The sequence below is a fragment of the Halomonas gemina genome (genome assembly GCF_023554995.1).
Taxonomy (GTDB): Bacteria; Pseudomonadota; Gammaproteobacteria; order Pseudomonadales; family Halomonadaceae; genus Halomonas; species Halomonas gemina.
This window is the reverse complement of record NZ_JAMJPK010000006.1, coordinates 188,981-211,992: the sequence shown is the minus strand read 5'-3', so window position 1 is coordinate 211,992 and position 23,012 is coordinate 188,981. Positions and strand designations below refer to the sequence as shown.

The following is a 23,012-nucleotide window of genomic DNA, read 5'->3' as shown; positions in this document are numbered from 1 at the left end:
ACTGGGTACGGGGGGCGCGGTCGACGGCACCAGGCGGGATCAGCCCTTGCCGGCCTTCTTGCGCAGTTGCTGGATCGTGCGCAGCTGGGCCGCAGCCTCGGCCAGCTCGGCCGATGCCCGGGTGTAGTCCAGCTCGGCGGACTTATCGTTGAGGTTCTTCAGCGCCTGCTGACGTGCCTCCTCGGCCGCCGCCTCATCGAGGTCATGGGCGCGGGTGGCCGCGTCGGCCAGGATGGTCACCACATCCGGCTGGACTTCCAGGAAGCCTCCCGAGACATAGTAGTTCTCCTCCTGGCCGCCATCATGGATCACACGCACCGGGCCCGGCTTGAGCTCGGTCAGCAGCGGGGCGTGGCCGGGGAGGATCCCCAGCTCACCCATGCGACCGGTGGCGATGATCCGCTCGATCTGGCCGGAGAAGATCCCCTCCTCGGCGCTGACGATCTCGCACTTGAAGCTTTTCGTCATGACGACGTCTCCCAGGTAGACGGGATTACTTCATCTGGTTGGCTTTCTCGACGGCCTCGTCGATGGTGCCGACCATGTAGAAGGCCTGCTCCGGCAGCTCGTCGTACTCGCCGTCGAGGATGCCCTGGAAGCCGCGGATGGTGTCCTTGAGGGACACGTACTTGCCGGGCGAGCCGGTGAACACCTCGGCCACGAAGAACGGCTGCGACAGGAAGCGCTGGATCTTGCGTGCCCGGTTCACGGCCAGCTTGTCCTCGTCGGACAGCTCGTCCATGCCCAGGATCGCGATGATGTCCTTGAGCTCCTTGTAGCGCTGCAGCACGTTCTGCACGCCGCGGGCGGTGTTGTAGTGCTCCTCGCCGACGACCAGCGGGTCGAGCTGACGCGAGGTGGAGTCCAGCGGATCGATGGCCGGATAGATACCCAACTCGGCGATGGAGCGCGCCAGCACCACGGTGGCGTCCAGGTGCGAGAAGGTGGTCGCCGGCGACGGGTCGGTCAGGTCGTCCGCGGGCACGTAGACGGCCTGCACAGAGGTGATCGAGCCGGTCTTGGTGGAGGTGATGCGCTCCTGGAGCACGCCCATCTCCTCGGCCAGGGTCGGCTGGTAGCCCACCGCGGAGGGCATCCGGCCCAGCAGAGCGGAGACCTCGGTGCCGGCCAGGGTGTAGCGGTAGATGTTGTCGACGAACAGCAGCACGTCGCGGCCTTCATCGCGGAACTTCTCGGCGATGGTCAGGCCGGTCAGGGCCACGCGCAGGCGGTTGCCGGGCGGTTCGTTCATCTGGCCATAGACCAGCGACACCTTGTCGATGACGTTGGACTCGGTCATCTCGTGGTAGAAGTCGTTACCCTCACGGGTACGCTCGCCGACACCCGCGAAGACCGAGTAGCCGCTGTGCTCGGTGGCGATGTTGCGGATCAGCTCCATCATGTTGACGGTCTTGCCCACGCCGGCGCCGCCGAACAAGCCGACCTTGCCGCCCTTGGCGAACGGGCAGACCAGATCGATGACCTTGATGCCGGTCTCGAGCAGCTCGTTGGAGACCGCCTGGTCGGCGTAGCCCGGCGCCTTGCGGTGGATCGGCATGCGCTCCTGCTCGCCGATATCCCCCGCCTCGTCGATGGGCTCACCGAGTACGTTCATGATGCGACCCAGCGTCTCCGTGCCCACCGGCACGGAGATGGCGGCACCGGTGTTGGTGACGTCCATGCCGCGCTTGAGCCCTTCGGTGGAGCCCATGGCGATGGTGCGCACCACGCCGTCACCCAGCTGCTGCTGGGTCTCGAGAATGGTCTCTTTCTCGGAGACCTTCAGCGCGTCGTAGACCTTGGGAACATCGTCCCGCGGAAACTCTACGTCAATCACCGCGCCGATGATTTGTACGATACGTCCGCTCATCTTGGTTCCTCTCAAATACCTGAAAATGAAACCTGCATGCCGGGAGGGCCATGGCCTCCCCTGGCGCTATACGGCGGCGGCACCACCGACGATCTCGGAGATTTCCTGGGTAATGGCCGCCTGACGGGCCTTGTTGTACACCAGCTCCAGGTCGTCGATGAGGTTACCGGCGTTGTCGGTGGCACTCTTCATGGCGATCATCCGCGCGGCCTGCTCACAGGCCCCGTTCTCGACCACCGCCTGATAGACCTGCGATTCGACGAATCTCACCAGCAGGCTATCCAGCAGCGCCTTGGCATCCGGCTCATACAGGTAGTCCCAGCTACCGGGACGCTTGTCTTCTTCGTCGTGCGGATCCGTTCCCATGTCGGGCGACAGGGGCAACAGCTGGCGGACCACCGGCTTCTGGGTCATGGTGTTGACGAACTCGTTGTACACCACGAACAGGCGGTCCAGCTCGCCCTCGTCATAGGCATCCAGCATCACCTTCACGCTGCCGATCAGGTCCTCGACCTCGGGCGACTCGCCCAGGCCGCTCTTCGCCGCGACGAGGTTGCCCCCATAGCTCTTGAAGAAGGTGCCGGCCTTGGAGCCCAGGGCACAGAAGTCGAGCTCCGCGCCCTGGTCGCGCCATGCCCTGGCATCCTTGACCACGGCCTTGAACAGGTTGACGTTCAGGCCGCCACACAGGCCACGGTCGGTGGAGACCACGATATAGCCGACCCGTTTGGCGTCGCGCTCGACCATCCAGGGGTGACGGTACTCCGGGTTGGCATCGGCGACATGCGAGACCACGTTGCGGATCTGACGCGCATAGGGCTGGCTGGCCTTCATCAGGTCCTGGGCCTTGCGCATCTTCGACGCCGCGACCATTTCCATGGCGCTGGTGATCTTCTGCGTGTTCTTGATGCTCCCGATCTGGGTGCGTATCTCTTTTGCAGCTGCCATAGCGATCTACTCCGTTCGTGGCACTCAGAAAGCTCCAGGGCCCGCCCCGCATGCGGGACGGGCCAACGGGATTACCAGCTCTGAGTGGCCTTGAACTTGTCGAGACCCTCTTTCAGCCCTTGCTGGATCTCGTCGCTGTAGTCGCCGGTCTGATTGATCTTGTCGAGCAGCTCGGCGTATTCGGCCTTCATGAAGTCACGCAGGGCGCGCTCGAAGTCCAGCACCTTGTTGACCTCGACCTCCTCCAGGTAGCCCTCGTTGGCGGCATACAGGGAGAGGGCCATCTCGGCCACGGACATCGGCGAGTACTGGTTCTGCTTCATCAGCTCGGTGACGCGCTGACCATGCTCCAGCTGCTTGCGGGTGGCCTCGTCCAGGTCGGAGGCGAACTGGGCGAAGGCCGCCAGCTCGCGATACTGGGCCAGGGCCAGGCGCACGCTGCCGCCGAGCTTCTTGATGATCTTGGTCTGAGCCGAACCGCCGACACGGGAGACCGAGAGACCGGCGTTGATCGCCGGACGGATGCCCGAGTTGAACAGGTCGGTCTCGAGGAAGATCTGACCGTCGGTGATCGAGATCACGTTGGTCGGCACGAAGGCCGAGACGTCACCGCCCTGGGTCTCGATGATCGGCAGGGCCGTCAGCGAGCCGGTCTTGCCCTTCACTTCGCCATTGGTGAACTTCTCGACAAAGTCGGCATTCACGCGGGCGGCACGCTCCAGCAGGCGAGAGTGCAGGTAGAAGACATCACCCGGATAGGCCTCACGGCCCGGCGGACGACGCAGCAGCAGGGAGACCTGGCGATAGGCCACGGCCTGCTTGGAGAGGTCATCATAGACGATCAGCGCGTCTTCACCGCGGTCGCGGAAGTACTCGCCCATGGTGCAGCCGGAATAGGCCGCGAGGAACTGCATCGGGGCCGGGTCGGCGGCGCCGGCGGCGACCACGATGGTGTGCTCCATCGCGCCGTGCTCCTCGAGCTTGCGCACCACGTTGGCAATGGTCGACTGCTTCTGGCCGATGGCCACGTAGACGCAGGTAATACCCTTGCCTTTCTGGTTGATGATGGCGTCGATGGCGATGGCCGACTTGCCGATCTGGCGGTCGCCGATGATCAGCTCACGCTGGCCGCGGCCGATCGGCACCATGGCGTCGATGGACTTGAGGCCGGTCTGCACCGGCTCGTCGACCGACTGGCGGGTGATGACGCCGGGGGCGACCTTCTCCACCGCATCCGTCAGCTTGGCGTTGATATCGCCCTTGCCATCGATGGGATTGCCCAGGGCGTCGACCACGCGGCCGACCAGCTCGGGGCCCACCGGGACCTCGAGGATGCGCCCGGTACACTGGGCGGTCATGCCCTCTTCGAGCTGCAGGTAGTCGCCCAGCACCACGGCGCCCACGGAGTCGCGCTCGAGGTTGAGCACCATGCCGAAGATACTGCCGGGGAACTCGATCATTTCACCGAACATCGCGTCCTCGAGGCCGTGCACTTTCACGATGCCGTCGGAGACGCTGACGATGGTGCCCTGATTGCGGGCTTCGGATGCGACATCCAGCTTCTCGATACGCTGCTTGATGATGTCGCTGATCTCGGAAGGATTCAGTTGCTGCATGCCATGTCCCTCAGACTCAAGCGGTAAGGGCTTCGGAAAGGCGCGTCAGTCGACCGCGTACCGACCCGTCGATGACGGTGTCGCCGGCACGCAGGATGACACCACCGAGAAGCGCGGAGTCCACCTGAGTGGTAATGGAGATTTCGCGATTCAGGCGCTTCTTGAGCGCACCGGCGAGCTTGTTCTGCTGCTTGTCGTCGAGCGGGTAGGCCGAGACCACGGTGACATCGACGCGCTTCTCGAGCTCGGCGCGCAGCCGCTCGAACTGTTCGGCGATGGCCGTCAGGGCCGGCAGGCGGCCCTTCTCGCCCAGGGTGTCGAGGAAGCGACGCGCCGCCTCGTCGATGTCGACTTCCGCCAGCTCCAGCAGCAGGGCCACCTTGCGCTCGGCGGTCAGTCCCGGATGGGTCAGAAGTTTCTCGACATCACGCACGGCGACGACTCGACCCAGCGTGACCAGCCAGCCGGACCAGGCATCCAGCACCTGCTGGTCACGGGCATAGCCGAACGCTGCCTTGGCATAGGGTCGTGCGACGGTAGACAGTTCCGCCATGGATCACCTCCTCACAGTTCGGCAGCAAGCTTGTCGAGCAGCTTGCGATGTGCCTTCTCGTCGACGGAGGCTTCAAGAACCCGCTCGGCCCCGGAGACCGCCAGATACGACACCTGGGCGCGAAGTTCGTCCTTGGCACGCTGGACTTCCTGGTCGATCTCGGCACGCGCGGAAGCCACGATGCGCTCACCTTCGGCGCGGGCCTGCTCGCGGGCCTCCTCGATCATCTGCGAGGAGCGCTTGTTGGCCTGCTCGAGGATCTGGGAAGCCTGCTCCTTGCTCTCGCGCAGGGTGGCGTCTGCCTTCTCCTGGGCGAGCTCGAGGTCGCGTGAAGCCCGGCTGGCCGCATCGAGACCATCGGCAATCTTGCGCTGCCGCTCGTGGAGCGCGTTGCTGATCGGCGGCCACACAAACTTTATGCAGAACCAGACAAAGATCGCGAAGGCGATCGTCTGCCCGATAAGCGTCATGTTGATATTCACAGGGATGTACCTCTGACTGGTTCGTGGCGACCGGAAACAGGCAAACCGAGCGCAGGGCGCCCGGTATGCAGCACGTTAACCGGCGACAACGAAGATCAGGTACATCGCGATACCGACACCGATCATCGGCACGGCGTCCAGCAGGCCGGCCATCAGGAAGGTCTTGGTCTGCAGCTGGTCACCCAGCTCCGGCTGGCGCGCGGTGGATTCCAGCAGCTTGCCACCGAGGATGGCGAAGCCGATGCCGGTGCCGAGGGCGCCCAGACCGATCATGAGGGAGGCAGCAATGTAGACGAGTTCCATGGTGGTGCTCCTAGTTTCTCGAGTTGAGGTTAAAGGGTTGGGGGTTGATCAAGTGTTGCGCGTTTCAGTGATGTTCGTGCGCCTGGCTCAGGTAGACGACGGACAGCACGGTGAAGATGAAGGCCTGCAGGGTAATGACCAGGATATGGAAGATCGCCCAGGGCACGTTCAGCGTCCACATCACCCAGAACGGCAGCAGGGCGATGAGGATGAAAATCACCTCGCCGGCGAACATGTTGCCGAACAGACGCAGGCCGAGGCTGAGCGGCTTCACCAGCAGGCCGATCACTTCCATGACCAAATTGAAGGGGATCAGCGACCAGTGGTTGAACGGCGTCAGCGAGAGCTCCTTGGCGAAACCGCCCGCGCCCTTGACCTTGAGGCTGTAGTAGATGATCAGCAGGAAGACGCCGATCGCCATGCCCAGGGTGGCGTTCGGATCGGTGGTGGGCACCATCTTCATGTAGTCGATGCCGAGGCGCAGGAAGATCTCGGGCACATAGTCCACCGGGATCAGCTTGAGCAGGTTCATCAGGAAGATCCAGACGAACAGCGTCAGCGCCAGCGGCGCGATGACCGGGTTGCGGCCATGGAAGGCCCCATGGACGGTGTTCTCGACGAACTCGAAGACCATCTCGACGATGTTCTGCAGGGTGCCGGGCACCCCGGTGGTCGCCACCTTTCCGGCCTTGCGGAACAGCCAGATGAACAGCACACCCATAGCGATGGACCAGCCCATGGTATCCAGGTGCAGGGCCCAGAAGCCCATCTCCTGCGCCTCGGCGGCGGAGTGCGCCATCGACCAGCCGTTCTCGGGATGGTAACCGAAGGTCAGATTCTGCAGGTGGTGCTGTATGTACTCGGTCGGCGAGGGGTTGTTGCCAGCCATGGATCTGCCTCTCGTTGGGGTCGGTCATCCACGCAGTAGCCAGGGAGCCAGCCAGTGCATGAAGTGGACCGCCACGTATGCGCCAAAGAAAAAAGCCAGGTTTGAAGGGGGTACTGACGCAAACACCAGGGCGAACAGTGCCACCGTCAAACCGAGCTTGCCCGCCTCGGCCCGATAGAAGCTGGACACGAAGCGCCTTGTCTGTCGGCCGTCCCCCAGAACGCCGAGTCGCCAGACAAAGTACAGATTGGGCAGGAAACAGACCAGCCCGCCGGTCACTGCCGAGAGGGCAACCTCCTGCCCACCGGCCACCAGGCCGAGGAGCGTAATGGCGACGACGACGCCTCCCTGAGCCTGCAGCAGTCGGCGATAGTTCGGTCGCCGTCTCATTGCCGGGTGGCTAGTCATGCCTCACTCGACACGCCCTGCGCGTCGGGCCCCGACCCACAGGCAAACAACCGCGGATTATAGGGAACCCCCCCCGGCCCTTCAACCAGAGTGACGGCGATTCCGGCGATATAGGATCCGCCTTCGACCAAAGGGGGACAGATTGTCGACAGCACCGACGAGGACCCACCACCGACAGCCTCACCGGATATGCTCCAGGATACCGTCGAGCTCGTCGAGGCTGGCGTAGCGGATGGTGACCCGTCCCTTGCCCCCGCGCCCGTGCTGGATCTTCACGGGCGCGCCAAGTACCTCGGCGAGCCGTGTCTCGAGGCCGGCCACGTCCGCGGATGGCGCGTCGCGCCGTGGTTTTGCGGGCTCCCCATTGGCAAGGCGCTTGACCAGCGCCTCGGTGTCTCGGACCGTGAGGTCCTTGTTGACCACCTCATGGGCGGCCTTGCGCTGCTTGGCGCCGGAGAGCGCCAGCAGGGCACGGGCATGGCCCATGTCCAGGTCACCGCGCTCGAGCAGGGTCTGGACCTCGGGATCCAGCGTCAGCAGCCGCAGCAGGTTGGCCACCTGGGCACGGGAGCGGCCCACGGCATCGGCCACCTGCTGCTGGGTCAGGGCGAACTCCTCGAGCAGCCGCTTGAGGGCCATCGCCTCCTCGACGGGGTTCAGGTCCTCGCGCTGGATGTTCTCGATCAGCGCCAGCGCCAGCGCAACCTCGTCGCTGACCTCGCGGATCACCGCGGGAATCACGTCGAGCTCGGCGAGTTGGGCGGCGCGCCAGCGACGCTCGCCGGCAATGATCTCGTAGCGCGCCTCGCCGACGGGACGGACCACGATGGGCTGCATCACGCCTTGGGCGCGAATCGAGTCGGCCAGCTCCTCGAGGGCCTCGGGCTGGATGTCACGACGCGGCTGGTACTTGCCGCGGGAGAGCTGCCCCAGCGGCAGCCGCTCGAGGCGCTCCTCGGCGGGGCTCTCCGGCGCTTCCGCGACCGGCGTGGCCTCGCTCGTATCGACCTCGGGCAGGTCGAGGCTTTCACGACGGCGGGCATTGGCACCGATCAGGGCATCCAGGCCGCGTCCCAGGGCGCGTTTACGCGTCATCGACATTCCCTCATCACTACCAGCGGTATTCGGCGGCCGACCTACAGCGACAGGCGCCGAATCAGTTCCTTGGCCAGCACCCGGTGGGCCTGGCTGCCGCGCGAGAAGCGCGCGTACTTGGTCACCGGGAGCCCGTGGCTCGGCGCCTCGGCGACCCGCACGTTGCGCGGGATGGTGGTCTTGAGCAGCGCATCGCCGAAGTAGTCGCGCAGTTGCTTGCTGACGTCGCGGGTGAGGCTGTTGCGGGCATCGAACATGGTGCGCAGGATCCCGAAGATCTCGATCTGGGGATTCACGCTATCCTTGATCTGCTCCACGGTATCGAGCAGCGCCGACAGTCCCTCCAGGGCATAGAATTCGCACTGCAGCGGGATCAGCACGCCGTCGGCGGCGGTCAGGGCATTGACGGTGAGCATGTTCAGCGACGGTGGGCAGTCGATCAGCACCACGTCATATTCGCCGGCCACCTCCTCCAGGGCCTTGACCAGGCAGCGCTCCCGCCCCTCGTGGCGGTCGAGCAGCTCCACCTCGGCGGCGGTCAGGTCGCCGTTGCCGGGCAGCAGCGCATAGCCCGCCTGGGGGCAGTCGAGGATCACCTCGGTAGGCCGTTTCTCGCCCAGCACTACGTCGAGTACGCTGCCATCCAGATCATGCTTGTCGGCGCCGCTGCCCATGGTGGCATGGCCCTGGGGATCCAGGTCGACCAGCAGCACGCGGCGGTCCAGCGCCGCCAGGCTGGCGGCGAGGTTGACGGCGGTGGTGGTCTTGCCCACGCCGCCCTTCTGGTTGGTCAAGGCTATGATCTTGGTCACGGGCAACTCCCTTGCTGGGGAAACAGACGCCTCTGGGTCAGGCCTGGGTCACATCCCGGTGCCGGAGGACCACGAGCTGCCGGCTGCCGTTTGAATAGGGCACCGCGAGGTCGTGTCGTGCCGCCACGCTGATCTCCTCGGGCAGTCCGGCCAGTTCATCATCCACGGCGGGCCCCTTCATGGCCAGCCATTCACCATCGGGGGCCACCAGGCGCGCGGTCAGCGCGATGAAGTCGCCCAGGCTCGAGAAGGCTCGCGAGATCACCTGGGAATAGCCCCCGGCGGCGGGCTCGAAGGCTTCGACCCTGGCCTGAACCGGGGTGACGTTGCCAAGGCCCAGCTCCATCACGGCCTGGCGCTGGAAGCGCACCTTCTTGCCGTTGCTGTCGAGCAGCGTGACCGAGAGCGTCGGCTCGAGGATCGCCAGCACCAGTCCCGGCAGGCCCGGTCCCGAGCCCACGTCGAGCAGTTCGGGGCCCCGGACGAAGGGCAGCACCGCGGCACTGTCGAGGAGGTGGCGGGTCACCATCTCCTCCGGCGTGCGTACCGCGGTGAGGTTATAGGCGCGGTTCCACTTGTGCAACAGTGCCACCAGCGCCAGCAGCCGATGCCGCTGCTCACCATCCACGGCGATGCCCAGCGCCGCCAGTCCGCCATCGAGGCGCGCCTCGACGATCCCCGCGCCTGACGTCATGCGCTGGCCGCCCGGCTGTCATCGAGCAGCCGCCGCTTCTTTAGATGGATCAGCAGGATCGAGACCGCTGCGGGGGTCACGCCGGAGATGCGTCCCGCCTGGGCCAGGGTCTCGGGGCGGGCCTCCTCGAGCTTCTGGAGGATCTCGTTGGAGAGCCCCTCGACGCGCTGGTAGTCGAGATCGTCCGGCAGCGGCGTGGCCTCGTGGCGCTTGAGCTTATCGATCTCGTTCTGCTGTCGCGCGATGTAGCCCTGGTACTTGGCCTGGATCTGCACCTGGTCGGCCACCGCCTCGTCCTCGACCGCCTGGCCCTCGATGCCGGGCAGGTCGGCGAGGTCGCCATAGGCGAGTTCCGGGCGCCGCAGCAGGTCCATGAGGCTGTACTCGCGCGCCAGCGGCGTGCCGGTCCTGACCTCGACCCGGGCGGCCGCCGGGGTTCCCGGCTGCACCCAGCTGGCCCGCAGCCGCGCGCTCTCGCGCTCCACGGCCTCACGCTTGGCCGCAAAGGCCGACCAGCGGGCATCATCCACCAGTCCCAGTTCGCGACCGGTTTCGGTGAGACGCATGTCGGCGTTGTCCTCGCGCAGCAGCAGGCGGTATTCGGCCCGTGAGGTGAACATCCGGTAGGGCTCCCTGGTGCCCAGGGTAATCAGGTCATCGACCAGCACGCCGAGGTAGGCCTCGTCTCGCCGTGGTGACCAGGCCTCCCGTCCACGGGCCCGCCGTGCGGCATTGAGGCCGGCCAGCAGCCCCTGGGCCCCCGCTTCCTCGTAGCCGGTGGTGCCGTTGATCTGGCCGGCGAAATAGAGGTTGTGGATAAACTTCGTTTCCAGCGAGTGACGCAGGTCACGGGGATCAAAGAAGTCGTACTCGATGGCGTAGCCCGGCCGGGTGATATGGGCGTTCTCCAGCCCGGCGATGGAGCGGACCACCTGCAGCTGGACGTCAAAGGGCAGCGAGGTGGAGATCCCGTTGGGGTAGAGCTCGTGGGTGTCGAGGCCTTCCGGCTCGATGAACACCTGGTGGCTCGCCTTGTCGGCGAAGCGATGCACCTTGTCCTCGATGGAGGGGCAGTAGCGTGGCCCGACCCCCTCGATCACCCCCGAGTACATCGGCGAACGGTCCAGGTTGGCGAGGATGATCTCGTGGGTGCGCTCGTTGGTGTGCGCGATATGGCAGCTTACCTGCCGGGGGTGCATCCCGCGGTTGCCGAGGTAGGACATCACCGGCGTCGGGCTGTCGCCGGGCTGCTCCTCGAGGCGAGAGAAATCCACGCTCTTGGCGTCGAGCCGGGGGGGGGTTCCCGTCTTCAGGCGGTCGACCCGGAACGGCAGCGCCCGAAGCCGTTCGGCTAGGGCATTGGAGGGCGGGTCACCGGCACGGCCGCCACGGCTGGTGTCGAGGCCGATATGGATCACCCCGCCGAGGAAGGTGCCGGTACACAGCACCACGGTCTCGGCCAGGAAGCGGATACCGGTCTCGGTGACCACGCCGCGCACGGTATCACCCTCGACGATCAGGTCGCCCGCCGCCTGCTGGAAGAGCGTCAGGTTGGCCTGGGTCTCCAGCATGGTGCGAATCGCCGCCTTGTAGCGCACCCGGTCGGCCTGGGCCCGGGTGGCACGTACCGCCGGTCCCTTGCGGGCATTGAGCACGCGAAACTGGATACCGCCCAGGTCGGTTGCCAGGCCCATGGCACCGCCCAGGGCATCGATCTCCTTGACCAGATGGCTCTTGCCGATCCCGCCGATGGCGGGATTGCAGGACATCTGGCCGAGGGTCTCGATGTTGTGGGTCAGCAGCAGGGTCCGGCAGCCCATGCGGGCCGAGGCCAGGGCGGCTTCGGTTCCGGCATGGCCGCCGCCGATGACGATGACGTCAAAGCGGTCGGGGTACTCCAAGGGTCACCTCTTGGCGCATGGCGCCGATGTTGCAGTCAGGAGTGGAAATCAGCGGGCCAGTATAAACCTCCTGTGGGTAATCGTCAGGGTTTTCCACATCCGATTGCCCTTACCGATGGTCACTGCTGCACTCCAATACAATAAAACAGAATATAAAAGAGAAGTTCTGTTGTGGTAGTAACTACTGGTGTGGACATTTTCCGTGGATAACCGCATTAACCTCATTTTTTTCAGAAGGTTGCGTTGTTGACGCCTGGCGGGACAGGAGGGTGACTGGCTGCGTATGAGGTGTCGGGATCCTGTGGACGGAAAGCTCGCTTGTCCACAGCCCGATTCGGACACCGCTTGTCCACCGCTGCCTACCCGGCTTGTCACCATGACGGTGAACACCCTGCCGTGATCCTTCCATTGCCCCGCGTGACGGGGGTTGTCGTGCGATCGGACCGGGTTTTCCGATTTTTCTGTCCACAGGCAAAAAAAGGCCCTGTCGATAACGACAGGGCCTTTCCGTGACGGTGCACGTGAGGGTGGATCAGTGCTTGAGAACCCTCGACAGGAACTGCTGGGTCGGCTTGTTGCGGGGATGATCGAGGACCTCCTCGGGTGGACCCTCCTCGGCGATCTCGCCCTGGTGGATGAAGATCACCCGGTCGGCGACCTCCCGGGCGAAGCCCATCTCGTGGGTCACGATCATCATGGTCATGCCCTCTTTCGCCAGCTCACGCATGGCATCGAGGACCTCGCCGATCATCTCCGGGTCGAGCGCGGAGGTCGGCTCGTCGAACAGCATCAGGCGCGGCTCCATCGCCAGGGCACGCGCCAGGGCCACCCGCTGCTGCTGACCGCCTGAGAGCTGCCCGGGATGCTTGGCCGCCTGGTCGCTGATGCCCACCCGCTCGAGCAGCCGTTCGGCCGTCTCGGTGGCATCCGCACGGCTCCAGCCGCGTACCTTCATGGGCGCCAGGGTCACGTTGTCGAGCACGCTTAGGTGCGGGAAGAGATTGAACTGCTGGAAGACCATGCCGACCTCGGTACGGATCTTCTGCAGCGCCTGGCCGGCCTTGCCATGGGGCAGTAGCTCGTTGCCGTCGACCTCGATATGGCCCTGCTGGAACTCCTCGAGGCCGTTGACGCAGCGGATCAGCGTCGACTTGCCCGAACCGCTGGCACCGACGATCACCACCACTTCCCCGGGCGAGATCTCCAGGTCGATATCCTTCAGCACATGCAGCTCACCGAAGTGCTTGTTGACTTTCTCCAGGCGCACGATGGGGTCTGCGCCGGAAGGGGACTTGTCTTGGTTCATGTCGCGCTTTCCTTATTGTCCGACCAGGCCCCTGCGCTCCAGCTGGCGCAGCGCAAACGAAAGGGTCAGGGTGATCACCAGGTAGAGCAGGGCGACCATCAGATAGACCTCCAGGGCATTGAAGGTGGTGGCGATATAGACCTGGCCCTGACGGACCAGCTCACCGACCCCGATCACCGAGAACAGCGAGGTGTCCTTGATGCTGATAATGCCCTGGTTGCCCAGTGCCGGGATCATGCGCCGGAAGGCCTGGGGCCAGATGATGTAGCGGAAGGTCTGGCGTCGCGACAGGCCGAGTGACAGGCCCGCCTCGCGCTGGCCGCGCTCGATGGACTGCACGCCGCCACGCACGATCTCGGAGATGTAGGCGCCGGAGTTGACGGCGATGGCGACGATACCGGCCACCAGGGCGTTGATCGGCCCGCCGAGGAGCTGGGGCAGGCCATAGAAGATGAACAGCACCTGCACCAGCACCGGGGTGCCGCGGAAGATCTCGATGTAGGTCACGGCCGGGATACGCAGCCAGGCGAAGGGGCTGATCCGCAGCAGGCCGAAGAGGATGCCGATTAAAAAACCGATGGCCAGGCCGCCAAAGGAGATCAGCAGGGTGTAGGGAATGCCCTTCAGCAGGAAGGGGATGGAGGCGAAGGCCGCCTGCCAGTCGAATTGGAAGGTGACGTCCACAAGGTTTCTCCGTCAAGACGCAGGGATGACGACAGGGCGAGCGTGTCGGGGTTCGCAACGCAGCGGGGCCGGGTCATTCGACCCGACCCCGCGCGATCAGGGAGCGGTGTGCCTCACTCGTCGCTGGCGCTGCCGAACCATTTCTCGTGGAGCTCGTCGTAGGTACCGTCCTCCTTCATCTCGGCCAGGGCCTCGTTGACGGGCTCGACCCACTCGCTGTCCTTGACGAAGACGATGCCGTACTGCTGCCCCTCGTAGAGGTCCCCCACGACCTTGACGCGGCCCTCGCCGCGGGTCTTGGAGAAGTAGCCTACGTTGGGAGCGTCGTAGAAGACGGCATCGACGCTGCCGCCGAGCAGGGCCATGTACATGTCGCTGCTGCCCGGGTAGGGGGTGATATCGGCCTCGTCGCCGAGGTTCTCCTCGAGGAAGTCGTAGCTGGTGGAGCCGACCTTGGTACCGATCTTCTTGCCCTTCAGGTCCTCGAGCTCCTCGACGCTGTCGTCGTTGGCGCCGACCAGGATGCGCAGGCCGCTGTCGTAGTAGGGGTCGGAGAAATCGACGATTTCGGCACGTTCCTCGGTGATCGTGATCCCGGCGATGGCGATATCGACGTTGCCGGTCTGCACGGCGGGGATGATGCCGTTGAAGTCCATGGTGCGCAGGTTGTATTCGAAGCCGGCACGCTCGGCCAGTTCGCTGATGATGTCCATGTCGAAGCCGACCATCTCGCCGGTCTCCTGGTCCATCATCTCGAAGGGCACGAAGCTGGGGTCGGTGACGACCTCGAGGACATGGTCATCGGCGCTGGCCACACCGGAAAGCCCCAGCCCGAAAGCGACGCTGGCGGCCAGGGAGGCGGTCTTCAGTTGGCGTTTCATATAATTCCCCATGGAAGAATTTGTTGTGGATTACGCCTTAAACCATGGCGAGTTCCCGGGGAAGCGTCAAGTGGAGGGAAAAGCGTGCTGTCGCCGCTGAGCCAACGCTGGGGGTCAGACCATGAAGGAGGCACCGCAGCCGCAGGTGGTGGTGGCGTTGGGATTCTGCACCAGGAAGCGAGCACCGGCGAGCCCCTCCTCGTAGTCAACGGTGGAGCCGACGAGGTACTGGTAGGAGAGCGGGTCGACCACCAGGGCCACCTGGCCGAACTCGACGAGGGTGTCGTCGTCGGCGACCTCCTCGGCGAAGTCGAAGCCGTACTGAAAGCCCGAGCAGCCACCACCGGTGACGTAGACCCGCAGCTTGAGCCGGGGGTTGCCCTGTTCCTCGATGAGCGCCGCGAGACGGGCACGGGCCCCGTCCGAGAGCAACAAGGGGGTGGGAACGAAGGATTCGGCACCGCTCATGGGTGACCTCCCCTGGATCGATGAATGTCTTGCCTGGGGGGATTATCCACAATCCCCAGCAAAAGGGTCAACTTTTGCTGGGGAGTGAGCCGCGTGCAGTGCGGCTCAGGGCATGATGGCCGGGGCGTCGAGGCCGGCCAGCTCGTCGAGGCCGAACATCAGGTTGAGGTTGTGCACGGCCTGCCCCGAGGCGCCCTTGACCAGGTTGTCGATCACCGAGAGCACCACCACGGTGTCGCCGTCACCGGGACGGTGCACGGCCAGGCGGCAGAGGTTGGCCCCCTTGACGCTGCGTGTCTCGGGATGGCTGCCGGCCGGCATCACGTCGACGAAGGGCTCTCTGGCGAAGCGCCGCTCGAAGAGCGCCTGGAGGTCGCCGGGGTCGGCGGTCAGGCGGCCATAGAGGGTGGCGTGGATGCCGCGGATCATCGGCGTCAGGTGGGGCACGAAGGTCAGGCCCACCGGGCCTCCGGCGGCATCGGCCAGCCCCTGGCGGATCTCCGGCAGGTGGCGGTGGCCCGAGGCGCCATAGGCCTTCATGGACTCGCTGGCCTCGGCCAGCAGCGACGGCACCTTGGCGCCGCGGCCGGCACCGGTCACCCCGGACTTGCAGTCGGCGATGACATGATCGGCATCGATCATGCCCGCCTCCAGCAGCGGCAGCAGGCCGAGCTGCACGGCGGTGGGATAGCAGCCGGGCACGGCGATCAGTCGTGCCTGGCGGATATGCTCGCGGTTGACCTCGGGCAGGCCGTAGATCGCCTCGCCGAGCAGTTCGGGCGCCCCGTGGGGCTGGCCGTACCAGTGGGCCCACTCCTCGGTATCACGCAGCCGGAAGTCGGCCGAGAGGTCGATGACCCGGGTGCCTCTCTCGAGCAGCTCGCCGGCCAGGGCATGGGCCACGCCGTGGGGGGTGGCGAAGAAGACGGCATCGCAGCGGGCCAGCCGGTCGGCATCGGGCTCGCTGAAGGCCAGGTCGTCATAGTGGCCGCGCAGGTTGGGATAGAGCTCGCTGACGGCCATGCCGGCCTCGGAGCGCGAGGTGATGGCGTTCACCGCCACGTCCGGGTGACGGGCCAGCAGCCTGAGCAGTTCGACGCCGGTGTAACCGGTGCCGCCGACGATTCCGACCTTGATCACGATGGCCTCCTGGGGTTGGTGACGTGACGCTGGGACCAGTGTCCCCGGATATGATACACAAGAGAGACGCGACCTACCCAGATGGGCGGGTCTTCCCCCGCAAGGCCGAACAGGATCGTCGCCGTGCCGCGTCTCTCGCTACCCGACTTCAGCCTGGAGGGTTTCCGTCGCAAGCTGGCCAACGTCGATGCCCTGCCGCAGCTCTGCGTGCTGGGGGTGGTATCGGGTCTGGTGACGGGCGGGCTGATGGTGGTGTTTCGCCTGCTGCTGTCGCTGGGCGGCATGCTGCTGTTTCCCGGCGGCGACCCCGAGGCCTTCGAGGCCCTGCCGTCGGTCCTGCGGGTGCTGATGCCCCTGGCCGCGGCGGCCCTGATCGGTCTGTGGCTCCTTCGCCTGCCGCCGGAGGGACGGCGTATCGGCGTGGTTCACGTCATCGACCGGCTGACCTATCATCAGGGACGCTTTCCGCTGCGCAACTGGCTGACCCAGTGGTGGGTAGGCGTGGTGTCGGTGATCGGTGGCCTTTCCGCAGGTCGCGAGGGGCCGGCCATCCACCTGGGGGCGGCGGCCTCCACCGGCTTGGGGCAGTATCTGCGCCTGCCCCACAACAGCCTCAGGGTGCTGGTGGCCTGCGGCACGGCGGCGGGCATTTCGGCCTCGTTCAATACGCCCATTGCCGGGGTCATCTTCGCCATGGAAGTGGTGATGATGGAGTACACCATCATCGGCTTCATGCCGGTGATCCTGGCCTCCTCCATGGGCGCCGTGGTGGCTCAGCTGGTCTACGGGCCCGAACCCGCCATCGGCATCCCCGACCTGCACCTGAGATCCTTGCTGGACCTGCCCTGGATTCTGGTCAGTGCCCTGCTGATCGGGCTGCTGGCGGCCCTCTTCGTGCGCGTGGCCCGGGGGCACGAGCGGCTTCAGCGCCTGCCCATGGCGCTGCGCTTCGCGCTGGCGGCGCTGGCGGTGGCCGGCGTCGCCTGGTGGTACCCCGAGGTGCAGGGTATGGGCTATGACACGCTGCAGCTGGCGCTGGGCGGGGCCGTCGCGGTGGACGTGCTGCTGGCGGTGGCCATCGGCAAGCTGCTGCTCACGGCCTTCACCGTGGCCTGCGGCATCCCGATCAGCATCATCGGCCCCATCCTGGTGGTCGGCGGCGCGGCTGGTGTCCTGTGTGGCCTGGCCGGCCAGGCCCTGCTGCCGGTGGGGGCCTCGGCACCCGAGGTCTATGCCCTGCTGGGCATGGCCGCCATGATGGGGGCCGTGCTGCAGGCGCCCCTGGCGGCGCTGATGGCCCTGCTCGAGCTCACCCATAATCCCGGCATCATCATGCCGGGGATGCTGGCGGTGGTGGTGGCCGGCCTCACGGCGAGACAGCTGGGGCGTACTCAAGGTTTCTTCCTCACCCAGACCCGTCAGGGGCTGCACCCGCTACAGCAGCCCCTGATGCAGGCGCTGTCCCGGGTCTCGGTCCCGGCGGTGATGGAGCGTCGCCTGGTGCGCACCTCGCGCATGGTGACCCGTGATCAGGCCAGTGCCCTGCTCGAGTCCAATCCTGCCTGGGTGCTGATCGAGCGTTCCACGGACGACAAGCCGACCCTGGCGCTCAAGGCGGCCGACCTGGCCCGCTGGCTGCTGGAGCACGACGCGCCCGAGTCGGAGGACGACAGCGCCCTGTTGGACCTGCTGGAGATCCCCGGCCAGCGCCTGGACATGGCACCGATCCATCTGCAGGCGACGCTTTCCGAGGCCTTCGAGCGGCTCAACGACAAGGCGCTGGATGCCCTCTACGTGGAGCACGGTCACCGGCCGAAGCAGAAGCGGATTTCCGGTATTATCACCCGCGACGCCATCGAGCGCTATTACCGCTTTTCCGATTCGACCCACGGCTGAGGAGTCGTCATGTATCTCTGGATGAAGGCCCTGCACCTGGTGGCCATGGTGACCTGGTTCGCCGCCCTGTTCTATCTGCCACGCCTCTACGTCTACCACGCCATGGCGCGGGACAGGGGCGAGCAGCAGGCCATCGATCACTTCCTGGTGATGGAGCGCAAGCTCTACCGCGGGATCATGACCCCGTCGATGATCGCGGTACTGCTGTTCGGGGGTGCCCTGCTGGTGCTCAATCCCGCCTGGCTCGCCCAGGGCTGGATCCATGCCAAACTGCTGCTGGTGGCGCTGCTGGTGGGCTATCACCATATCTGCCTGATCTACCTGAAGCAGTTCGCCGAAGCGCGCTGTCGACGCGGCCATGTGTTCTTCCGCTGGTTCAACGAGCTGCCGGTGATTGTCCTGCTGCTGATCATCTTCCTGGCCGTGCTCAAGCCATTCTGATGGCCGATTCCCCTGAACTCTCCCCCCACCTGCCGACGGTGCTGGTGCTGTCCGGTCACGACCCTACCGGTGGCGCCGGCCTGGTCGCCGACAGCGAGGCGGTGGCGGCCTGCGGCGGCTGGGCGTTGACCCTACCCACGGCGCTGACGGTGCAGAACTGCCGGGACGTGAGCGCGGTGAGGACCGTCCCCGCCTCAGACCTGTGCGCCATGGCGGCGGCCCTGGACGACTTCGAGATCGCCGCGATCAAGATCGGCCTGGTGCCGGATGTCGCCGTGCTGGATGCCGTGGTGGATATCCTGCGGCGTCGACCGGGGGTGCCGGTGGTGATGGACCCGGTGCTCAGGGCCGGCGGTGGCAGTGACTTGTCCACAGCCGAGCTCATCGATGGCATGTGCCGCCACCTGCTGCCGCGTGTGGATATCCTGACCCCCAATCGTCAGGAGCTGGCCCGGCTGGCGGGCGTCGAGTTCGTCGATGACACCGAGCGGGCGGTGAGGCTGATGTCGCTCGGCTGCCAGGCACTGCTGGTCACCGGCACCGACCATCCCGCGGGACGGGTGCCGGCCGATCGGGTAGAGCATACGCTGCACGCGCCGGAGACCAGCCGGCAGTGGAGCTGGCCGCGACTCGCCGGGCGTTTCCACGGGTCAGGCTGTACCCTGGCGAGCGCGCTGGCGGCGCGCCTGGCGGCGGGCGAGTCTCTGGTCACTGCCTGCGAGCAGGCGCAGGCCTTCACCTGGCAGGCGCTGGCCCGCGGTTGGCAGCCGGGCCATGACCAGCGGCTGCCGCGGCGCCTCTGGCAGTTGCCGGCGAGACCCGCCTTTCTCGCCATCGACGCGGTGCCACCGCCGGGATGACGGGGCGGGCTGGTCATCGCCTCCTCGGCAGACGAGAATGGGGTGAATCCGATTGAGGCGCGGACAGGCGTCGTTCGACGACATTCACCGACCCTTCACCGTCCGTCACGAGGTTATCCAGAGATCTATCCACAGCCCGCCTGGGCGGGCACGCATCAACAGGGCAAGAGGTTGACATGACCACATCCGCACAGCTCTTCGAGCAGGCCTGCCGCCACATTCCCGGCGGGGTCAACTCGCCGGTTCGCGCCTTCAAGGGGATGGACCGCCCCCCGGTGTTCATGGAGCGTGCGCGGGGCGCCTATCTCTTCGATGTGGAAGGCAAGCGCTATGTCGATTATGTCGGCTCCTGGGGGCCCATGATCACCGGCCATGCCGACCCCGAGGTGTTGGGGGCGGTGCGCGAACGACTCGACAGTGGGCTCTCCTTCGGCACTCCCACGGCCATCGAGACCACCATGGCCGACCTGATCTGCGAGATGATCCCCTCCATCGAGATGGTGCGCATGGTCAATTCCGGCACCGAGGCCACCATGTCCGCCATCCGCCTGGCGCGCGGCTATACCGGTCGCGACAAGATCGTCAAGTTCGAGGGCAACTACCACGGCCACTCCGACTCGCTGCTGGTCAAGGCCGGCTCGGGCGCCCTGACCCACGGCGAGCCGAGTTCCCCCGGGGTACCGGCCTCCCTGGCCGAGCACACCGTGACCCTCTCCTACAACGATCCCGATGCCGTGGAGCAGTGCTTCGAGGAGATCGGCAGCGAGGTGGCCTGCATCATCGTCGAACCGGTGGCCGGCAACATGAACTGCATCCCGCCGCAGCCGGGCTTCCTGGAGACCCTGCGCCGCGTCTGCGACGAGCATGGCAGCGTGCTCATCTTCGACGAGGTAATGACCGGCTTCCGGGTCGCGATGGGCGGTGCCCAGGCCCACTACGGCATCGAGCCGGACCTCACCTGCCTGGGCAAGATCGTCGGTGGCGGCATGCCGGTGGGCGCCTTCGGCGGGCGTCGCGAGATCATGGAGATGATCTCGCCGCTCGGCCCCGTCTATCAGGCCGGCACCCTCTCCGGCAACCCGCTGGCCATGGCGGCGGGCATCGCGCTTCTTGGCAAGCTTCGCCAGCCAGGCTTCCATGACGCCCTGGCACAGCGGGTCGAGACCCTCTGCCACGGCCTCCAGGAGAGGGCTGATGCCGCGGGGGTCGACATGATCACCCAGCGTGCCGGCGGCATGTTCGGGATCTTCTTCACCGGCCAGACCCGGGTCGATAACTTCGCCCAGGCCACCGCCTGCGACGCCGATGCCTTCCGTCGCTTCTTCTCCCTGATGCTCGACCAGGGGGTCTACCTGGCGCCATCGGCCTTCGAGGCCGGGTTCATGTCCAGTGCCCATGCGCCGGAGGATATCCAGCTGACCCTGGACGGTGCCGAGAAGGCATTCGCCGCGATGCAGCCGGCCTGAGACTCCACCCTCCATAGCGGGAGACCCCAGATGAGCCAGACAGATGTCGAACACGCGGCCTCCTGTGAGGAAGCGCTGCAGCTGGAGGAGCTGGTCGAGCGGCTGGTGGCCTTTCATCGCCGCTCGCCGGAAGCACCCCACCCCGAGGATGCCGGGCTGGTCGCTTTCCGGGAACGGCTCGACGGGGAAGTGACGGCCATCGAGCCGCTGCTCGCCGGAGAGGAGGATCGTCAGCGACTTGCCCGTCTCCAACAGTGGCTCGAGCAGGACATTGCCCGGCTGTCGCCGGTCTTCAGGGCGCGTCGGGAGCGCCTGTTGACGAGCAGCTGGGCCGTCGCGCATCCCGATAGTCGGCTCTGCGACCAGGGCCGGGTGCTGCTGGCCAATGCCATCGGTCTGGACCTCCACGGTCCCGGCGCTGAGGACATCGTCGATCCGGGCAGTGACCTGGCGTCGCTGCTGGTGGGGCTGGAATCTCATGGCGAGACCGGCCTGGCTCGACAGGCCCTCGATGGCTATCTGCGCCGGTCCGGGGATTATGGGCTGGCGCGCCTGCTCTCGGTCTTCCGTGTCGTCGAGGCCCTGGCCGGTGCGCGATGCGCCCTGCAGCGCCATCAGGCGGCCGGTGAGGATGGAGAACGCCCTGCCCTACTGGCCGAGACCATGCGGGAGTGCCGTGGCTACCTGGACCTGGCGGAGGCCTATGCCGAGTTCCGCTTCCCCCCGTTGATCATTGGCATTGGCGTCTCGGGCAGCGGCAAGAGCCGCTTCACCCGGACCCTGGTCGGCCGCCTGGGGGCCGTTCGTCTCTGTTCGGACGTGGAGCGGCGACGGCTGCACGGTATCGATCCACAAGCGGTTTCATCACGACTGCCTGTGGACATCTTCTCCCGGGAGGCCACCGAGCGCACCTATCGTCGACTGGCCGAATGTGCCGGCACGCTGCTAGAGGCGGGTTTCCCGACCTGCGTCGATGGCACCTTCCTCAGGCGGGAGCAGCGCGATCTCCTGCGCCAGCAGGCCGAGGCCAGGGGCCTGCCGGTGCTGCTGGTCAGCTTTGAGGTCGATGAGGCCACCCTGCGCCGTCGCATCGACAAGCGTGCCCGGCGCCACGGTGTCCCGGTCGAGGAGAGCCTCGCCATCCTGGCGCGTCAGCAGGCCGACATCGAGGCATTCAGCGACGAGGAGCGCCTGCACCTGCTGCACCTCGATACCACGGCGGACAATGCCGCCGAGACCCTGGCAGGCCTGATCCAGGATCACGTGCGCTTGACCTGAGGATCGCTCAGGAGGGATGAGGCGAGCCCTGGTGGGTCGCATCGCGCTGGCGGCGCCCCACCAGAGGAGGTGGGGCGCCGAGGTTCTGGCGGGCCCAGTTCACCGCCTGGAGGCGGTTGTGCACCTTGATCTTGCGGAAGATGTTGTAGAGGTGGGACTTGACGGTATGTTCGCTGACGAACAGCTGGTCGGCGATCTCGATATTCGAGGCCCCCGTACCCAGCATGGCGATGATCTCCAGCTCCCGGTGCGTGAGGCCGCAGACCGGCCGGTAGGAGTTGAGCTGCTGGCGGCGAAAGAACTGGATCATTCGCGTCATCAACGAGCGCGACATCCACAGGTTGCCTTCCAGCAGGATCGAGAGCCCCTTGCAGATCATGTCCAGCGAATCACTGCGGTAGAAGACGCCCTGCAGGTTCATGGCCGAGAGGATCTCGACGGCATGCTCCTCATCCCGCAGGTTGAAGGCGGCCAGCGACAAGTCACCGGCCTCGGCCGCCCTGACATGCCACTGCTGCATGGTGGCCTCGTCGATATGATCCGCATCGAGCAGTACCACGGTCGGCGAGGCATCCTTGCCTTTCCACTCCGTTCCCGGCGCGACCACCGAGACCGGGCAGTCGAGCTGATCGTGGAGATAGTTGATGAAGAGTTGTGACTGAGGATTGTTGGCGGTAACCAGCAATACCAGGCTCTTCTCCTGTTCCATGGTCCGACCCCTTCGCAAGACGCGGTTAACTTTCATGATGAGGCAATCAGCCATTTGTGGCACAAGCGCCACACTGGCCCTCAGTCTTGGTCAGAATGTAACTTTTAGTTACTAACTTTTGGTTATTTACTTATTCACTTGTATTAATTTTTGAAGCTGAATCTGTATTAACCTAATATAATCAGTATGTTGGGGGATGTGCGTAAAAAAGTATCTTGGCCTGAAAAGGAGGTCATACAAGAAAAATCAGCCTAGTACTCAAGGTTTCGTGGTTCAAGAGATCAGAATTCAGAATGAGATTAGTCATTTCTA

General features: G+C 65.5%; 24 protein-coding genes. 5 read left to right on the top strand and 19 right to left on the bottom strand.

Translation table 11 applies throughout. The annotated features are described in order from the left end of the window. Positions 1-39: 39 nt before the first annotated feature. The 18 genes from M8009_RS14360 to argC all read right to left on the bottom strand — a co-directional run bounded on the left by M8009_RS14360 (position 40) and on the right by argC (position 16,050). The gene (locus tag M8009_RS14360) at positions 40-468 is read right to left on the bottom strand and encodes a F0F1 ATP synthase subunit epsilon (protein ID WP_250062383.1); all 429 of its coding nucleotides are present in this window, start codon (positions 466-468) and stop codon (positions 40-42) included. Between the two features lie 25 nt (positions 469-493). Beyond that, complete coding sequence (gene atpD, locus M8009_RS14355; RefSeq protein WP_250062381.1) at positions 494-1,870, bottom strand: F0F1 ATP synthase subunit beta; 1,377 nt, start codon at positions 1,868-1,870, stop codon at positions 494-496. 66 nt (positions 1,871-1,936) lie between these two features. Next, a complete protein-coding gene (gene atpG / locus M8009_RS14350; RefSeq protein WP_250062380.1) occupies positions 1,937-2,818 on the bottom strand; it encodes a F0F1 ATP synthase subunit gamma in 882 nt (293 codons plus the stop codon). A gap of 71 nt (positions 2,819-2,889) precedes the next feature. Continuing rightward, positions 2,890-4,434 (bottom strand): F0F1 ATP synthase subunit alpha, encoded by a 1,545-nt coding sequence (atpA, locus tag M8009_RS14345; RefSeq protein WP_250062378.1) that lies wholly within the window; start codon positions 4,432-4,434, stop codon positions 2,890-2,892. A gap of 16 nt (positions 4,435-4,450) precedes the next feature. After that, positions 4,451-4,987: a F0F1 ATP synthase subunit delta gene (locus tag M8009_RS14340; protein ID WP_250062376.1), complete on the bottom strand. Its 537-nt coding sequence runs from the start codon at positions 4,985-4,987 to the stop codon at positions 4,451-4,453. Between the two features lie 11 nt (positions 4,988-4,998). Then, positions 4,999-5,469, bottom strand: coding sequence for a F0F1 ATP synthase subunit B (locus M8009_RS14335; protein ID WP_250062374.1), 471 nt, complete (start codon positions 5,467-5,469; stop codon positions 4,999-5,001). 75 nt (positions 5,470-5,544) lie between these two features. Continuing rightward, a complete protein-coding gene (gene atpE, locus M8009_RS14330) occupies positions 5,545-5,772 on the bottom strand; it encodes a F0F1 ATP synthase subunit C (RefSeq protein ID WP_023006402.1) in 228 nt (75 codons plus the stop codon). Positions 5,773-5,836: 64 nt separating this feature from the next. Next, complete coding sequence (gene atpB, locus M8009_RS14325) at positions 5,837-6,661, bottom strand: F0F1 ATP synthase subunit A (RefSeq protein ID WP_250062372.1); 825 nt, start codon at positions 6,659-6,661, stop codon at positions 5,837-5,839. 24 nt (positions 6,662-6,685) lie between these two features. Then, positions 6,686-7,069 (bottom strand): ATP synthase subunit I, encoded by a 384-nt coding sequence (locus M8009_RS14320; RefSeq protein ID WP_250062370.1) that lies wholly within the window; start codon positions 7,067-7,069, stop codon positions 6,686-6,688. A 180-nt stretch (positions 7,070-7,249) separates the two neighbouring features. Then, positions 7,250-8,164 carry a ParB/RepB/Spo0J family partition protein gene (locus M8009_RS14315; RefSeq protein ID WP_250062368.1) on the bottom strand — a complete coding sequence of 305 codons (915 nt, stop codon included), beginning with the start codon at positions 8,162-8,164 and terminating at the stop codon, positions 7,250-7,252. A 41-nt stretch (positions 8,165-8,205) separates the two neighbouring features. After that, a complete protein-coding gene (locus M8009_RS14310; protein WP_106231169.1) occupies positions 8,206-8,976 on the bottom strand; it encodes a ParA family protein in 771 nt (256 codons plus the stop codon). A 37-nt stretch (positions 8,977-9,013) separates the two neighbouring features. Beyond that, positions 9,014-9,670: a 16S rRNA (guanine(527)-N(7))-methyltransferase RsmG gene (rsmG, locus tag M8009_RS14305; RefSeq protein ID WP_250062366.1), complete on the bottom strand. Its 657-nt coding sequence runs from the start codon at positions 9,668-9,670 to the stop codon at positions 9,014-9,016. Continuing rightward, complete coding sequence (mnmG, locus tag M8009_RS14300) at positions 9,667-11,571, bottom strand: tRNA uridine-5-carboxymethylaminomethyl(34) synthesis enzyme MnmG (protein ID WP_250062364.1); 1,905 nt, start codon at positions 11,569-11,571, stop codon at positions 9,667-9,669. The genes rsmG and mnmG overlap by 4 nt, the downstream gene beginning before the upstream one ends. A 532-nt stretch (positions 11,572-12,103) precedes the next feature. Beyond that, a complete protein-coding gene (locus M8009_RS14295; RefSeq protein WP_284047836.1) occupies positions 12,104-12,877 on the bottom strand; it encodes an amino acid ABC transporter ATP-binding protein in 774 nt (257 codons plus the stop codon). A gap of 12 nt (positions 12,878-12,889) precedes the next feature. Next, entirely contained in the window at positions 12,890-13,561 is a 672-nt protein-coding gene (locus M8009_RS14290) for an amino acid ABC transporter permease (protein ID WP_250062362.1), read from the bottom strand. A 113-nt stretch (positions 13,562-13,674) separates the two neighbouring features. Continuing rightward, entirely contained in the window at positions 13,675-14,442 is a 768-nt protein-coding gene (locus tag M8009_RS14285) for a transporter substrate-binding domain-containing protein (protein WP_250062360.1), read from the bottom strand. 114 nt (positions 14,443-14,556) lie between these two features. Beyond that, positions 14,557-14,910 (bottom strand): iron-sulfur cluster insertion protein ErpA, encoded by a 354-nt coding sequence (erpA, locus tag M8009_RS14280; protein ID WP_250062358.1) that lies wholly within the window; start codon positions 14,908-14,910, stop codon positions 14,557-14,559. A 105-nt stretch (positions 14,911-15,015) separates the two neighbouring features. Next, positions 15,016-16,050 carry an N-acetyl-gamma-glutamyl-phosphate reductase gene (gene argC, locus M8009_RS14275; RefSeq protein ID WP_250062356.1) on the bottom strand — a complete coding sequence of 345 codons (1,035 nt, stop codon included), beginning with the start codon at positions 16,048-16,050 and terminating at the stop codon, positions 15,016-15,018. 123 nt (positions 16,051-16,173) lie between these two features. Between argC and M8009_RS14270 the strand changes: the two genes are divergently transcribed. The 5 genes from M8009_RS14270 to M8009_RS14250 all read left to right on the top strand — a co-directional run bounded on the left by M8009_RS14270 (position 16,174) and on the right by M8009_RS14250 (position 21,991). Further along, positions 16,174-17,946 (top strand): chloride channel protein, encoded by a 1,773-nt coding sequence (locus M8009_RS14270; protein ID WP_250062354.1) that lies wholly within the window; start codon positions 16,174-16,176, stop codon positions 17,944-17,946. Between the two features lie 9 nt (positions 17,947-17,955). After that, entirely contained in the window at positions 17,956-18,387 is a 432-nt protein-coding gene (gene hemJ / locus M8009_RS14265; RefSeq protein ID WP_250062352.1) for a protoporphyrinogen oxidase HemJ, read from the top strand. Next, positions 18,387-19,247: a bifunctional hydroxymethylpyrimidine kinase/phosphomethylpyrimidine kinase gene (gene thiD, locus M8009_RS14260; RefSeq protein WP_250062350.1), complete on the top strand. Its 861-nt coding sequence runs from the start codon at positions 18,387-18,389 to the stop codon at positions 19,245-19,247. The genes hemJ and thiD overlap by 1 nt, the downstream gene beginning before the upstream one ends. A 176-nt stretch (positions 19,248-19,423) precedes the next feature. Next, complete coding sequence (gene hemL / locus M8009_RS14255) at positions 19,424-20,713, top strand: glutamate-1-semialdehyde 2,1-aminomutase (protein WP_250062348.1); 1,290 nt, start codon at positions 19,424-19,426, stop codon at positions 20,711-20,713. A 30-nt stretch (positions 20,714-20,743) separates the two neighbouring features. Beyond that, positions 20,744-21,991 carry a P-loop nucleotide/nucleoside kinase family protein gene (locus tag M8009_RS14250; RefSeq protein ID WP_250062345.1) on the top strand — a complete coding sequence of 416 codons (1,248 nt, stop codon included), beginning with the start codon at positions 20,744-20,746 and terminating at the stop codon, positions 21,989-21,991. Positions 21,992-21,998: 7 nt separating this feature from the next. Here the strand turns inward: M8009_RS14250 and M8009_RS14245 are convergent, their stop codons facing one another. Next, entirely contained in the window at positions 21,999-22,700 is a 702-nt protein-coding gene (locus M8009_RS14245) for a LuxR C-terminal-related transcriptional regulator (protein WP_250062344.1), read from the bottom strand. Positions 22,701-23,012: the final 312 nt, after the last annotated feature.